The sequence below is a fragment of the Stenotrophomonas indicatrix genome (assembly GCA_041545745.1).
Lineage (GTDB): Bacteria > Pseudomonadota > Gammaproteobacteria > Xanthomonadales > Xanthomonadaceae > Stenotrophomonas > Stenotrophomonas indicatrix_A.
In genome coordinates this window covers 1825541-1839112 of record CP168152.1, presented here as the reverse complement: position 1 = coordinate 1839112, position 13572 = coordinate 1825541, and the positions used below count along the sequence as shown (strand labels likewise).

Genomic DNA, 13572 nt, shown 5'->3' with positions numbered 1-13572 from the left:
CAAGCGCGCGTAAAGACGCGCGTTTTGCTTTTGAAGGCCCGTGCGACCCAACGTTTCAGGAGATCTGCAATGAGCTTCATCGAACGCCTCGCCCCCCTCCGCGCCCAGCCCGGCACCCGCCTCACCAACGGCCTGGATGACGCAACCCTGACCGCCCTCGCCGACAACCACCCGCAGCTGGTTGCCGCGGTCGATGCCGCCGCCGCCGAATTCGCGCGCGTGCAGGCCGAGCTGGGGCCGCTGCTGGCACAGGATGAGCAGGCGCAGATCGATGCCATGCAGGACGGCTTCGTTAATTTCTACGCCGATGATGCGGTAACCCCGTACGTGGCGCTGGCCGCACGCGGCCCGTGGGTGGTCACCCTGAAGGGCGCGGTGCTGTACGACGCCGGTGGCTACGGCATGCTCGGCTTCGGCCACACCCCCGATGCGGTCATGGAAGCGATGTCACGGCCGCAGGTGATGGCCAACATCATGACCCCCAGCCTGTCCCAGCAGCGCTTCATCAGCGCGCTGCGGGCCGAGATCGGCCATCGCCGCGGCGGCTGCCCGTTCACGCGCTTCATGTGCCTGAATTCCGGTTCGGAAGCGGTCGGCCTGGCTGCGCGCATCGCCGACGTCAACGCCAAGCTGCAGACCGACCCGGGCGCCCGCCATGCCGGTGCGGCGATCAAGCGCGTGGTCATCAAAGGCAGCTTCCACGGCCGTACCGACCGCCCGGCGCTGTATTCCGATTCCAGCCGCAAGACCTACATGCAGCACCTTGCCAGCTACCGTGGCGAGGAGTCGGTGATCACCGTCGCGCCGTACGACGAGGCCGGCCTGCGCAAGGTGTTCGAGGATGCCGCGCACAACAACTGGTTCATCGAAGCGGTGTTCCTGGAACCGGTGATGGGCGAAGGTGACCCGGGCCGCTCCGTGCCGCCGGCGTTCTATGCACTGGCGCGCGAACTGACCCGCGCCCACGGCAGCCTGCTGCTGCTGGACTCGATCCAGGCCGGCCTGCGCGCCCACGGTGTGCTGTCGGTGGTCGACTACCCGGGCTTCGAAGGCCTGGATGCGCCGGACATGGAGACCTATTCCAAGGCGCTGAACGCTGCACAGTATCCGCTGTCGGTGCTGGCAGTGACCGATCACGCCGCGCAGCTGTATCGCAAGGGCATCTATGGCAACACCATGACCAGCAACCCGCGTGCGCTGGACGTGGCCTGCGCCACCCTGGCCCAGCTGACCCCGCAGGTCCGCGCGGCGATTGCCGAGCGTGGCGCCGAGGCGGTGCGCAAACTGGAGCAGCTGAAGAACGAGCTGGGCGGCCTGATCACCAAGGTGCAGGGCACCGGCCTGCTGTTCTCCTGCGAGCTTGCGCCGCAGTTCAAGTGCTATGGCGCCAATTCCACCGAGGAATGGCTGCGCCAGCACGGCATCAACGTGATCCACGGCGGCGAGAACTCGCTGCGCTTCACCCCGCACTTCGGCATGGACAGCAGCGAGCTGGACCTGCTGGTGAGCATGGTGGGCCGCGCCCTGCGTGAAGGTCCCCGCCGCGAGCAGGCTGCCGCTGCGTAACGGCCCACCTATGGGCGTCTGCGCGGTATGAACGGAGAGCAGCCGAGCGTGGCTCGGCTCTACAGGAAGCAAGCGCAAGGCCTCATAATTGCCCGGACACCCCGCCCTGCGACCGGCTCCACTGGTCGACGGCGGGGCGTTTTCGTTTCCGGCCAAGACAGGAAGATCCATGAAGTCGATCTGTGTGTACTGCGGTTCCAACGCTGGCAGCAAGCCGGTCTACACCGAACGCGCCATTGCGCTGGGCGATCGCATCGCCCGCGACGGCATGCGCCTTGTGTACGGCGGCGGCAATGTCGGCCTGATGGGCACCGTGGCCAACGCCGTGCTCGCCGCCGGCGGTGAGGTCACCGGTGTGATTCCGCGCCAGCTGGCCGACTGGGAAGTGGCCCATCGCGGCCTGACCGAACTGGAGATCGTCGGTTCGATGCATGAGCGCAAGTCGCGCATGTTCGATCTTTCCGATGGCTTCGTCGCCCTGCCGGGCGGCTTCGGCACGATGGAAGAGATCTTCGAGATGCTGACCTGGCGCCAGCTCGGCATCGGCAACAAGCCCTGCGCGTTTCTTGATGTGGACGGCTTCTACGCACCGCTGATCGGCATGATCGATCGCATGGTGGAAGAGCGCTTCCTGCACCCCGAGCAACGCCAGGACCTGTGGTACGGCTCGGATATCGAGGAAATGCTGACCTGGATGAAGAACTACCAGCCGGCCCAGGCCTCGAAGTGGATCGACGAGAAGCGCCGCGCGGCGCTGCGTTGAAGACTGTGTGCGCGGTGGCTCAGGCTGCCGCGCGCGTCCACGGTGCCGGTCGGCCCAGCAGGTAGCCCTGGCCGTAGTCGCAGCCGAGCTCGAACAGCGTGTCACGCTGCGCCTCGGTCTCGATGCCCTCGCCGATCGTCTCGATGCCCAGCGTGCGTGCCAGCGACAGCACGCCTTCAACCAGCGCGCGCGTGCTCTGCGCCTCCGGGCCGTGCAGGCCGGCAATGAAGCTCTGGTCGATCTTCAACGTGCTGATCGGGAAACGGTGCAGGTAGGACAGCGCCGAGAAGCCCGTGCCGAAATCATCCAGCTGCACCTGGATGCCGCGTTCTCGCAGGCCCTTGAGGATGTGCAGCGTATGCGGACCATCGTCGAGCAGCGCGACCTCGGTGATCTCCAGGCGCAGCCTCCGCGGGTCCGCGTTGCACGCCTCCAGCAAGCCATACAGCCGCCCGCTGAACTCGGCGGAGCGGAAATGCCGTGGCGACACGTTGACCGACACATAGCCACGCCCGCCGTCGGCAAGGCCAGCAATGACCTGCTCATAGATCAGCCAGTCGACCTGTTCGATCAGGCCACTTTCCTCGCCCAGTTCCAGAAACGCGCCTGGCAGCAGCAGGCCACGGCGCTCGTGCTTCCAGCGCAGCAGGGCCTCGTGGCCGACCACCTCGCCGTCGGACAGGCGCACGATCGGCTGGTAGAACGGCACGAAATCACGGTTGTTGATCGCCCGCCGCAGGTCGGCCTCAAGATCCAGGCTGCGCAGCGCCTGCTCGCGCATCTCCTCATCGAAGATCGAGCAGCGGTCGTGGCCCTGGGCCTTGGCCCGGTACATCGCCGCATCGGCATCACGCAGCAGTTCCTCGCCGGTGCGATAGCGCGGGTTCCACAAGGCGATGCCCAGGCTGCCGGAGGGGAACAGCTCGCGACCGGCGATCCACATCGATTCCTGCAGCGCCAGCAACAGCCGCTGGCCGAAATCCAGCGCCTGTGCCAGGCCCTCCGGACAGTGCAGCAGCACAGCGAACTCATCGCCGCCCAGGCGCGCCACCACATCGTTGTCGCCGGCCATGGATACGATGCGCTTGGCCACTTCCACCAGCAGGCGATCGCCGGCGGCGTGACCGATGCTGTCGTTGACCAGCTTGAAGCGATCAAGGTCCAGGAACAGCACCGCGAACACCGGGCCACCTTCGCGCCGGGCCAGCGCCAGCGCATCCTGCAGCCTGTCCAGCAGGTGCAGGCGATTGGGCAGTCCGGTCAGCGCGTCGTGCATGGCCTGGTGGGTCAGTCGCTGCTCGGCGCGCAGGCGCTCGGCGATCTGGCCCAGCAGCTTTTCGTTGACCTCGCCCAGTTCGCGGGTGCGCTCCTCCACCCGCTTTTCCAGCTCGGCATGCGCCGAGCGCAGTCGTTGCTGGTCGCGCTGGCGCGCAAGACCGGTACCGATGTTCTGCGCAACGAAGATCAGCAGGCGCTGGTCATGCACGCTGAAGGCGATCTGCTCGGTGTAACTCTGCACCACGATCGCGCCGACCACTTCGTCGTCGCGCAGCAACGGCACGCCGAGCCAGCACTGCGAACGTGCGCCGGATTCGCGCACCTCGCCGGTTTCCAGCAGCGCGTCGATCTGCGCACGCGAGGCCAGCAAGGGCCGACGATGGCGGACCACATACTCGGTCAAGCCGCGACTGAACGCGCGCGGTACACGACTCGCGTTGTGCTCGTCGACCGAATAGACGAAATCCAGCCCATCGCCATCGGCATTGACCAGCGCGATATAGAAATTGCGCGCATCCAGCAAGCGCCCGACCACGCCGTGTACCTGTCCGTAGAACTGCGCCAGGCTGTCGGCCGACATCGCCATTTCGGCGATGTTGTACAGCGCGGTCTGCAGCTGCTCGGCGCGGCGGCGCTCGGCCACTTCATCCTGCAGGCTCGAATTGGCGCGCTGCAGCTCCTGCGTGCGCCGTTCCACCTGCTGCTCCAGCCGCACCTGCGCCTGGCGGCGGTCCATGGCGGTCTGCACGTGCTGGGCAACAAAACCCAGCAGCGCCCGTTCGGCTTCGCCGTAGCGATCGGCGTGCTCGTAACTCTGCACCACGATCGCACCGCACACGCGGCCATCGCGCAGCATCGGCACGCCCAGCCAGTCCAGGCTTTCCGGGCCGCGCTGCGGATCGTGCTCCTGGTCTACCCGCGCCAGCAGTTCGCGCGAAGGCCCGCTCAGCGGCCGGCCATGCCGCAGCAACGCCACTGTCAGGCTGCGCGGCATCTGGTCGATGTCGTAGCCCTGTGCAGGATCGGCAACGAAGTCATCGACCTGGTCGGCGAAGTACAGGAAGCGGATCTGCCGGCGGGCATCGTCATACTCGACGATGTAACAGTTCTGCGCATACATCAGGGTGCCCAGCACGCCATGCACGTGGCGCAGCATCTCGCCCATTTCCAGGTCGGCACCGGCCAGGTCGGCAATCTGGAACAAGGCCTGCTGCAACCGCTCGGCCTGTTCCAGCGCCTTGATCTGACCCGCCTGGCGGTCGCGCTGCAAGGCCAGCTCCATGGCCTGCCGGGCCAGCCCCCACCAGGCCGGAGAGGGTGTCGCCCCGTGCACCGACAGCAGCAGCCGAGCACCGTCGTACTCCCAGCCATGACGGCCTTCGGCATGGTCGGCCAGGGGCTGCCAGACGTCCTCGCCGCTGCCACCGATCGGCCAACCGCCCTGCCCGCTGCCGAGCTGCGGATCGTCCCAACCGACGCGCACGACCGCCGTTTCCGGCAGCAGCGCATGCAGCGCGCGCACCAGCGCCGCGCTCAGCACGGGCTCGTTGTGGGACGCTTCCAGCGCGCGGTCGGCTTCGGTGGACAAATGACGTTCTCTTGGCGCCGCCTGAGCGCCGCCTCCCCTGAATTACCGAGCATAACGCGCCACCCGGGGGGCAATGGAAGCCCGGTAACCCCGAAACGTGCCGTCGGGCGTTTTTCCTGTCGATCTTCTCCTGATTCCCGCCGTGACCGTCGCCCTCTCCCACACCATCGCCGGCTATGCGCCATTGCCTGCAGGGCTTACCCTGTACGGCGTGGATGCCAGCGCCCTGCCAACCGATGAAGCCTTGATGCTGGCCTGGGCCGCCGGTGACGTGCACGCGTTCGAAAGCCTGTATGCACGTCATCGCAAGCGCCTGTTCGGCTTCCTGCTGCGGCAACTGCGCGACACCGCGCTGGCCGAGGAGATGTTCCAGGACGTCTGGCAACGGGTGATCAGCGCGCGGGCAGGCTGGCAGGCCGACGCGGCCTTCAGCACCTGGCTGTTCCGCATCGCCCACAACCGCCTGAACGACTACTGGCGCGCCGCCCGCCATCGCCCCCCTGCACCGGCCGATGCCGATCTGCGCCTGGCCGCGCTGGAGGATGGGCAGACCCCGGAAGCGGAACTGTCCGAATTCGAACAACGTCGCCGCATCCAACTGGCGATGGAAGAGCTGCCCGCAGAACAGCGTGAAGTGCTGCAGCTGCGGCTGGAACAGGAACTGAGCCTGGAGGAGATCGGCCAGATCACCGGCGTTGGCCGGGAAACCGTGAAATCGCGGCTGCGCTATGCGATGGACAAGCTGCGTGCGGGACTGAACGCATGAACCGAGACGATCCCCTGACCCCGGAAGAACGCGAGCTGGCACGCTTGCTTGGGCGACGCGCTGAACAGGGCCCTCCGCCGACGCTGGACGCGGCGATCCTGGCCGCTGCGCGTGCGGCCGTGGACACGCCAGCACGCGAGGCGACCCCGCCCCCGGTGGCACCGCGCACGCTGCGACCGCGCCGCCGCTGGCCGGCCGTATTCGGCGTGGCCGCATCGACGGTGTTCGCCGTCGGCATCGCCTGGCAGATGCGTCCAGAGCCGCCGTCGGCCCCTGCGGAGGCAGTTGCCACCGCGCCGGCTGCACGGGAAATGGCCGCCGATGCGAGCGCCGAAGGCACGGCCCACGACAGTGCGGCCGCCGATGTCGCAGCCACCGAACCGGCACCTGCACCGACAGCAGCACCGGCACCTGCGGCGGCTGAGGCAGCGCCGGCTCCGGCACCGGCCATTGCAGACGTGCCGAAACCTGCGCCCGCCGCACCACGGCAGGTGCCTGCCCCGACGATGGCGCCTGCGCCTGCGCCGCCACCTTCGCCTGCCGCTGACACGGCCTTTGCCGCGCCTGCGATGCCTGCGGCAGCGCCAGCCGCACCCGAAGCCTATTCGGCGCCTGCATCTGCAGCGGCACCGGCGGTTCCTGCCGCGGCGATGAGGGCGCGCAAGGCCACCGCAGCAACGGCAGAAGCAGCGCTCTCCACACAGGCCACGGCCGAAGACCGCATCGCGCTCACTGCGGCCAAGCAGGACGCAGCCGGCAGAACCGCACCTGGCGTCATGCGCCGCGCCAGCGATGCAGGCCTCAGCGCGGAGGCCGTGCAGGCTGAAGTGCAGGCCGACGCCGGGCTGCCCCGCCGGCAATGGCTGCAGAAGATCCGCGAGCGTCGCGACGCCGGCCAGCGCGACCTGGCCCGGGCGAGCCTGGAGCGTTACCTGCAGACCTATCCAGAGGCGCGCCTGCCAAAGGATGTGCGGCCATTGCTGGACGACTGAAGCACGTCGACGGCAAGCCCGTAGAATGAAGGGAATGTCCGATACCCTCGCCCAACCGGTCAGCCACACCCTGGACGTCAAGCACAGCCGCTTCATCGCGCATGCCGCGCCGATCGAAGGTGCGTCTGCTGCACTGGCATTTCTGCAGGACGTGGCCGTGGCCGATGCGACCCACAACTGCTGGGCCTACCGGCACGGCCAGGACTATCGCTCCAGCGACGATGGCGAACCGGCCGGCACCGCAGGCCGGCCGATCCTGGCAGCTATTGATGGCCAGGGATTCGACCGGGTGATGGTGGTGGTCACCCGCTGGTTCGGGGGCATCAAGCTGGGCGCCGGTGGCTTGGTCCGCGCGTACGGCGGCGCCGCTGCCGAATGCCTGCGCACCGCGCCACGCCTGCCGCTGGTCGCGATGGCGCGGCTGCAGCTGCTTGCCGGATTCGAGGACCTGGGCGCGCTGCACGCGGCCCTGCCCGCCCATGCCGCTGAAAAGCGTGATGAACAGTTCGATGCCAACGGGGTGAGATTACGGGTGGAATTGCCCGCAGACCAGGTCGACGCATTGAAAATCCGCCTGCGCGACGCCACCCGTGATCGTATCCGTATCCAAGATGACCCCCTCGATGACTGACAAGGACGCACCGGCTACCGATCCGGCTTCCCCGCCGCTGCGCCGCCTCGGCAGCCTGCGCACGCTGTGGCCGTTCGTGCGCCGCCACAGCGGCTTGTTCAGCGCCTGGCTGCTGGCCCTGGCCGTTTCTTCGGCGGCGACCCTGAGCCTGCCACCGGCCGTGAAGCAGATGATCGACCACGGCTTCAGTAGCGGTGGCCAGATCAACCGTGCCTTTGCGCTGCTGATGCTGGTCGCGGTGGTGCTGGCGTTGGCGACGGCCGCGCGTTTCTACTTTGTTTCGTTGCTCGGCGAGAAGGTCGTGGCGGATCTGCGCAGCCGCCTGTACGCGCACCTGATACAGCTCGGCGCCGGCTTCCACGACCGCAGCCGCAGCGGCGAACTGGTTTCGCGCCTGACCGCCGACAGTGAACTGCTGCGCAGCGTGGTCGGCTCGACCATGTCCGTGGCGCTGCGCAGCAGCGTCACCGTGGTTGGCAGCCTGGCGATGCTGTTCGTCACCAGCCCGCGGTTGGCCGCCTGGTCACTGCTCGGCATCCCGCTGGCGGTGCTGCCAATCATCATCGGCGCGCGCAAGCTGCGCACCATCGCGCGCAGCAGCCAGGACCGCATCGCCGATGCCAACAGCCTGGCCAGCGAAACGCTGGGCGCGGTGCGCACCGTGCAGGCGCATGCGCGCGAGCCCTATGAGCGCGGCCGCTTCGACCATGCGCTGGGCGATGCGATCCGTGCCGCGCGCCGGCGCATCGGCGCGCAATCGCTGGTCACCGCCAGCGCCATCCTGCTGGTGTTCGGCGCGATTGTCGGCGTGTTGTGGCTGGGCGCGCACGACGTCATCGACGGGCGCCTCAGCGCTGGCACCCTGGGCCAGTTCGTGCTGTACGCACTGATCGGCGGCGGCTCGGTGGGTGCGCTGGCCGAAGTGTGGAATGAACTGCAGCGCGCGTCCGGCGGCATGGGCCGCATCGGCGAGCTGCTGCAGGAAGACATCGAGATCCGTGCGCCGGCCAAGCCGCGTGCGCTGCCACAGCCGCTGCGTGGCGAAATCCACTTCGACGACGTGGTGTTCAACTACCCGCAGCGACCGGACCAGGCCGCACTGGACCATTTCAACCTGCACGTGCGACCGGGTGAAACCGTCGCTCTGGTCGGCCCATCAGGCGCCGGCAAGAGCACGGTGCTGTCTATGCTGCTGCGCTTCCACGATCCGGCAGCCGGCCGCATCCGCGTGGACGGCATCGATGTGCGCGACGTCGATCCGGCCGAACTTCGCGCACAGCTCGCGCTGGTGCCGCAGCAACCGACATTGTTTGCTTCCAGCGCACGCGACAACATCCGCTATGGCCGGCTGGAGGCCAGCGACGCCGAGGTCGAAGATGCAGCCCGCGCCGCCGAGGCCGACGCCTTCCTGCGTGCGCTGCCGGAGGGCTACGACAGCGAACTGGGTGAGCGTGGTGCCCGCCTGTCCGGTGGCCAGCAGCAGCGCGTGGCGATCGCCCGTGCCTTGCTGAAGGACGCACCGATCCTGCTGCTCGACGAAGCCACCAGTGCGCTGGACGCGCAGAGCGAACATGGCGTGCAGCAGGCACTGGAACGACTGATGGCCGGGCGCACTACGGTAGTCATCGCCCACCGGTTGGCGACCGTGCTGAAGGCCGACCGCATCGTAGTGATGGACCACGGTCGCATCGTGGCCGAGGGAACGCATGCGGAGCTGTTGGCTGAAGGCGGCCTGTATGCCGAGCTTGCACGCCTGCAGTTCATCGATTGATGACGGCCGGCTAACACCGGCCGGCTCACTCTGACGTCGTAGCGATGAACCACTGAAGGAGGTCGAACATGTCGTTCCGTCAGTTCCCTGCTGTCGACAGCAATGGCGAAAGCCACATCATCATCGAGTTCAAGCCCGAGGCCAGCGGCAGCGGGCATGGCTCCGAGACGACGCCGCGTTATGAACTGGATGACGGCCGCCAGCTGGTGCGCAACGGCCGCGAGTTCACCACCAGCGGTGGCGAAGTCAGGCTGTCGATCTAGCGGTCCGCTGTAGCGCCGAGCCAAGCTCGCCTCAGCCGTTGGTTCCGTCAAAAAAGGTTGGTCATTTTTTGACCAACCATCTTGACAGCCTTTTCTGCCAAGGCCTGCGGCCGGTTATCCACATGTTTTCGCAGAAGCCATCCACACGCCCTGTGGATGAATACTTCTACGCGAGCACCCGGCCGATTCCGCTGGCATCCACCTCGGCGGCAGCGGCGGCGATAGCCCTTGGCTCGCTGCCTGCAACGAAGCCAATACGGAAATGCACCTCGCCGCCGGGCGTGCGCGAGGAATGGATCGAGGCCAGGCTGATACCATGCTGCTCGAACACATTGAGCAGTTCGCGCAATGAACCTGCGCGGTCTTCAGGCAGATGCACCGACAGCGCGTTGCGCTCGGTCAGGTCGGCCAGCAGATAGCCGACGCGCTCGAAGGTGTAATTTCCCGCAGCCAACGCCTGATCGCCGAACGCGCTCCTGTTGGCCCCCAGCAGGTGCTCACGGAACGCGCCGCGCGCAGCATCGTCGCCCTGCCCGACCTGCGCCTGCAGCGTCTGCAGCTGGCCGATCAAGCGTTGCAGCATCGGCGCCACATAGGGATTGCCGAACTGGATGTCTTCGTAGATCGCCGGATTCAACGACAGGATGCGCGAGATGATCGCCGTATCCAGTTCGAACGAAGCCGATCGATACGGCAGCATCGCCGCCAGCGTACCCAACTGCGGCTGGTACTCGCGCAACACACCCGCCTGGGCCAGATGGGTCGCATGCACCATCGCCTGCACCAGCGCCATCATCTGGTCATGGTGCTGCGGCGTGGCCCGCACGCACTCTGCCTGCAGTGCCAGGCACAGCGCGTCCACCCAGGGCCGCCAATGCTGCAGTCGCGCCTCGCAGACCACCATCACCCGGCCTTTCAGAGTCGGCGCCTTGGGCGGCGCCGTCATCGGATGAAGGCCCACCACCTCGGCGCGCGAGGCCAGCATCGCCTGCACCGGCGCTTCCTTCACCGAGGTCACGTCCAGCCACAAGCGTTCCCGCTCGCGGCCAGCCGACAGACGCACGTACTCGGTGATCAACGAGGACGTGTGCCGGATCGGTGCGGAGAACACCAGCACATCGGCCTGTTCCAGCAGCTGCTCCGGCACATGCGAGCCCGGATCGGCCGGATCGTGGCCGATCACCTGCACCTGCATGTGCTGTTCGAAGAACCGGGTCAGCCAGCGCCCGTAGGCGCCGGCACTGCCGACGATGCCGACCGTGCGCGGCGTGCGTTCGTGCAGCTCGCTCATGCCAGCCGTTCGGCGCGGAAGCGCATTCCGTCGGCCAGCGCCGCCGGTGCGGCCGCGATCACGTCGAACTCCTCGAAGCCATGGGCCAGGGTTGCCTCCAGCGCCGCATGGGTGCCGGCGATGGCACGCGAGATGGCCATCTGCATCGGCTCACCGCGCAGCAGGAAGGACACCATCAGCGACATCAGTACATCGCCGGTACCCGCCACGTCGACCGGCAGCAGCGGCGAAGTCCAGCGCCAGGTTTCCTCACGGCCGACAGCCAGCGTCACCAGCTCACCCGGATTGCCGCCGACGCTGTGTGCCAGCACCCACTCCGGCCCCCGCGCCAGCAGCGCACGCGAGGCGGCGATTGCATCGGCTTCGGCCAGCGCCGGCATGCCGGTCAGGCGACCGAGTTCGAAGGCATTGGGGGTAACCAGCCAGGCATGCGGCAGCAGGCGCTCAGCGAAGATCTCTTCCAGGCCTGGCTCCACGTAGGGACCGGTGTGGGTATCGCCGATCACCGGGTCCAGGCAGTAGCGCAGCTGCGGACATGCCGGCAGGATCTCGTCCAGCCACTCGGCAAACGCGGCACCATTGGCAGCGCTGCCGAAGTAGCCTGAAACCAGCATCTTCGCCCGTTGCGGAAGACCACGCTCGCGCGTGCCGAGCAGCAGGTCGGCGAACCAGTCGCTGGGCAGCACACGGCCACGGGTGGTCTCGTAGAACGGCGCATTGCTCAGCAGCGTGGTCGGGATCGAGGCCACGCGCACGCCCAGCGCGCGCATAGGTGGCAGTGCGGCGCTGTTGCCGGCATGGCCGTAGACCAGTTGCGATTGGACCGAAATGACATCGATCGGCGAAGGGCCGTCGGGCCGCTGGCGGCGGCCGTGGACCAAGTGGTTGTCGAGGGATTCGCTCATGCCCGCATTCTACGCTCAAGGGGGTTTTCGGCAGGGCTGCGCCCTGCACCCGCCGAAGCGGTAGTGCCGGCCGCTGGCCGGCAACAGCAACAGCAACGACAACAGCAACAGCGGCACTCCGGGGATGGCGGGGCACTGTGGGTTTGCGGGGACGCCGTGAATCCGTCCATGGAGGCTTGGTCGCCGCATCCATGCGGCTCACACCCCGCAAACCCACAGTGCCCCGCCTTCGACAGTACCCCGCGAGCAGTAGATCCACGCCATGCGTGGATCAATCTCTGTCGAAGTCGAATATTTCGAATTCGAATCGAAGAGCATCCACGACGTGTCGACCAAGGTCGACACCCACCAACAGCAGCAGAAATCTGTCGAAGGCGGGGTGGGTCCGGTTGCGGGGGTGTCCGCGGCATGGATGCCGCGGCCAAGCCTCCAGGGATGGATTCACGGCGTCCCCCGCAACCGGACCCACCCCGCCATCCCACGAAATGCACGCTTTTGCCGTTGCCGTTGCTCTGGCATCAGCGGGTGCAGGGCGCAGCCCTGCCGAAGAACACCCCTCAGTGCGCAGTAGGCCTGGACGGCGGCAGCCATGCCGCCACGATGCCCAGCAGCGGCAGGAACGCGGTGAGCTGGTAGACGAATTCGATGCTGGTCTTGTCGGCCAACAGACCCAGCACCGCCGCGCCGAGGCCGCCCATGCCGAAGGCAAAGCCGAAGAACAAACCGGACACCATGCCGATCCGGTGCGGCATCATTTCCTGCGCGTAGACCACGATCGCCGAGAACGCGGAAGACAGCACGAAGCCGATCAGCACCGCCAGTATCGTGGTCCACAGCAGATCGGCATGCGGCAGCATCAGCGCGAACGGTGCCACGCCCAGGATCGAGGCCCAGATGATCGGCTTGCGACCAATACGATCACCCAGTGGCCCACCAAAGAAGCCGCCCGCCGCGGACGCCACCAGGAAGGCGAACAGATGCAGCTGTGCCTGCACCACCGGAATGCCGAAATGATGCATCAGGTAAAAGGTGAAATAGCTGCCGATGCTGGCCATGTAAAAATACTTGCTGAAGATCAGCACCAACAGGATGGCGAGCACCCGGGCGATCGTGCGCGGCGGATGGCGTGCGGCGATCACACCATGTGCTGCGGGGCGAGGAGCCCCCAGATGCAGCGAGTACCAGCGGCCGACATAGGTCAGCAGGGCAATGCCGATCAACGCTGCACCAGCAAACCACGATGCGGAATGCTGGCCGTAGGGCACGATCACCGCGGCGGCGATCAGCGGCCCCAGCGCCGTGCCGAAGTTGCCGCCCACCTGGAACACCGACTGCGCCAAGCCATGACGGCCGCCCGAGGCAAGGCGTGCGATGCGCGAGGCTTCCGGATGGAAGATGGCCGAACCGATGCCGACCAACGCGGCGGCCAGCAGCACCATCGCGTAATTGGGCGCGAAGCCGAGCAGCAGCATGCCGCACAAGGTCGAGGCCATGCCGATCGGCAGGGAATACGGTGCGGGTCGGCGGTCGGTGGCAAGCCCGACCAGCGGCTGGAAGATCGAGGCGGTGAGCTGGTAGGTCAGCGTGATCAGGCCGATCTGGGTGAAGCTGAGGTTGAAGCCGCCCTTGATCACCGGATAGATGGCCAGGATCAGCGACTGCATCATGTCGTTGACCATGTGCGAGCTGGAGATCGCCGCCAGCACTCCTGGCGATACGGGGCGGGTGGATACGGCAGGAGAAGCCAGGGTCGACATT

General features: G+C 67.1%; 11 protein-coding genes. 7 read left to right on the top strand and 4 right to left on the bottom strand.

Going from position 1 to position 13572, the window contains the following annotated elements; all coding sequences use genetic code 11:
* Positions 1-69: 69 nt before the first annotated feature.
* Together ACEF39_RS08580 and ACEF39_RS08575 are read left to right on the top strand one after the other, a co-directional pair.
* A complete protein-coding gene (locus ACEF39_RS08580; RefSeq protein WP_500287630.1) occupies positions 70-1566 on the top strand; it encodes an aminotransferase class III-fold pyridoxal phosphate-dependent enzyme in 1497 nt (498 codons plus the stop codon).
* Positions 1567-1735: 169 nt separating this feature from the next.
* The gene (locus tag ACEF39_RS08575) at positions 1736-2329 is read left to right on the top strand and encodes an LOG family protein (protein ID WP_089240478.1); all 594 of its coding nucleotides are present in this window, start codon (positions 1736-1738) and stop codon (positions 2327-2329) included.
* A 19-nt stretch (positions 2330-2348) separates the two neighbouring features.
* Here the strand turns inward: ACEF39_RS08575 and ACEF39_RS08570 are convergent, their stop codons facing one another.
* Entirely contained in the window at positions 2349-5195 is a 2847-nt protein-coding gene (locus ACEF39_RS08570) for a bifunctional diguanylate cyclase/phosphodiesterase (RefSeq protein ID WP_500287629.1), read from the bottom strand.
* A 247-nt stretch (positions 5196-5442) separates the two neighbouring features.
* On the opposite strand from ACEF39_RS08570, the gene ACEF39_RS08565 reads away from it, so the two are divergent.
* From ACEF39_RS08565 to ACEF39_RS08545, 5 genes are all read left to right on the top strand, one after another.
* Positions 5443-5961 (top strand): RNA polymerase sigma factor, encoded by a 519-nt coding sequence (locus ACEF39_RS08565; RefSeq protein ID WP_500287999.1) that lies wholly within the window; start codon positions 5443-5445, stop codon positions 5959-5961.
* Entirely contained in the window at positions 5958-6953 is a 996-nt protein-coding gene (locus ACEF39_RS08560) for a hypothetical protein (protein WP_500287628.1), read from the top strand. Before ACEF39_RS08565 ends, ACEF39_RS08560 begins: the two co-directional genes overlap by 4 nt.
* Positions 6954-6987: 34 nt before the next feature.
* Positions 6988-7584, top strand: a complete 597-nt coding sequence (locus ACEF39_RS08555) for an IMPACT family protein (protein ID WP_500287627.1) — start codon at positions 6988-6990, stop codon at positions 7582-7584.
* Complete coding sequence (locus ACEF39_RS08550) at positions 7577-9355, top strand: ABC transporter transmembrane domain-containing protein (protein ID WP_500287626.1); 1779 nt, start codon at positions 7577-7579, stop codon at positions 9353-9355. Before ACEF39_RS08555 ends, ACEF39_RS08550 begins: the two co-directional genes overlap by 8 nt.
* A 68-nt stretch (positions 9356-9423) precedes the next feature.
* A complete protein-coding gene (locus ACEF39_RS08545) occupies positions 9424-9618 on the top strand; it encodes a hypothetical protein (RefSeq protein ID WP_088101408.1) in 195 nt (64 codons plus the stop codon).
* A 166-nt stretch (positions 9619-9784) separates the two neighbouring features.
* Here ACEF39_RS08545 and ACEF39_RS08540 read toward each other — a convergent pair whose 3' ends face one another.
* The 3 genes from ACEF39_RS08540 to ACEF39_RS08530 all read right to left on the bottom strand — a co-directional run bounded on the left by ACEF39_RS08540 (position 9785) and on the right by ACEF39_RS08530 (position 13571).
* Positions 9785-10909: a prephenate dehydrogenase gene (locus tag ACEF39_RS08540; RefSeq protein ID WP_500287625.1), complete on the bottom strand. Its 1125-nt coding sequence runs from the start codon at positions 10907-10909 to the stop codon at positions 9785-9787.
* The gene (pdxY, locus tag ACEF39_RS08535; protein WP_500287624.1) at positions 10906-11814 is read right to left on the bottom strand and encodes a pyridoxal kinase; all 909 of its coding nucleotides are present in this window, start codon (positions 11812-11814) and stop codon (positions 10906-10908) included. The genes ACEF39_RS08540 and pdxY overlap by 4 nt, the downstream gene beginning before the upstream one ends.
* A gap of 557 nt (positions 11815-12371) precedes the next feature.
* Positions 12372-13571, bottom strand: coding sequence for an MFS transporter (locus ACEF39_RS08530; protein WP_500287623.1), 1200 nt, complete (start codon positions 13569-13571; stop codon positions 12372-12374).
* Position 13572 lies beyond the last annotated feature (1 nt).

What these genes read in the sequence shown, in the direction of transcription:
- ACEF39_RS08580 (WP_500287630.1), top strand. Translation starts at nt 70, where the DNA reads ATGAGCTTCATCGAACGCCTCGCCCCCCTCCGCGCCCAGCCCGGCACC.
- ACEF39_RS08575 (WP_089240478.1), top strand. Translation starts at nt 1,736, where the DNA reads ATGAAGTCGATCTGTGTGTACTGCGGTTCCAACGCTGGCAGCAAGCCG.
- ACEF39_RS08565 (WP_500287999.1), top strand. Translation starts at nt 5,443, where the DNA reads ATGCTGGCCTGGGCCGCCGGTGACGTGCACGCGTTCGAAAGCCTGTAT.
- ACEF39_RS08560 (WP_500287628.1), top strand. Translation starts at nt 5,958, where the DNA reads ATGAACCGAGACGATCCCCTGACCCCGGAAGAACGCGAGCTGGCACGC.
- ACEF39_RS08555 (WP_500287627.1), top strand. Translation starts at nt 6,988, where the DNA reads ATGTCCGATACCCTCGCCCAACCGGTCAGCCACACCCTGGACGTCAAG.
- ACEF39_RS08550 (WP_500287626.1), top strand. Translation starts at nt 7,577, where the DNA reads ATGACTGACAAGGACGCACCGGCTACCGATCCGGCTTCCCCGCCGCTG.
- ACEF39_RS08545 (WP_088101408.1), top strand. Translation starts at nt 9,424, where the DNA reads ATGTCGTTCCGTCAGTTCCCTGCTGTCGACAGCAATGGCGAAAGCCAC.
- ACEF39_RS08540 (WP_500287625.1), bottom strand. Translation starts at nt 10,909, where the DNA reads ATGAGCGAGCTGCACGAACGCACGCCGCGCACGGTCGGCATCGTCGGC.
- pdxY (WP_500287624.1), bottom strand. Translation starts at nt 11,814, where the DNA reads ATGAGCGAATCCCTCGACAACCACTTGGTCCACGGCCGCCGCCAGCGG.
- ACEF39_RS08530 (WP_500287623.1), bottom strand. Translation starts at nt 13,571, where the DNA reads ATGTCGACCCTGGCTTCTCCTGCCGTATCCACCCGCCCCGTATCGCCA.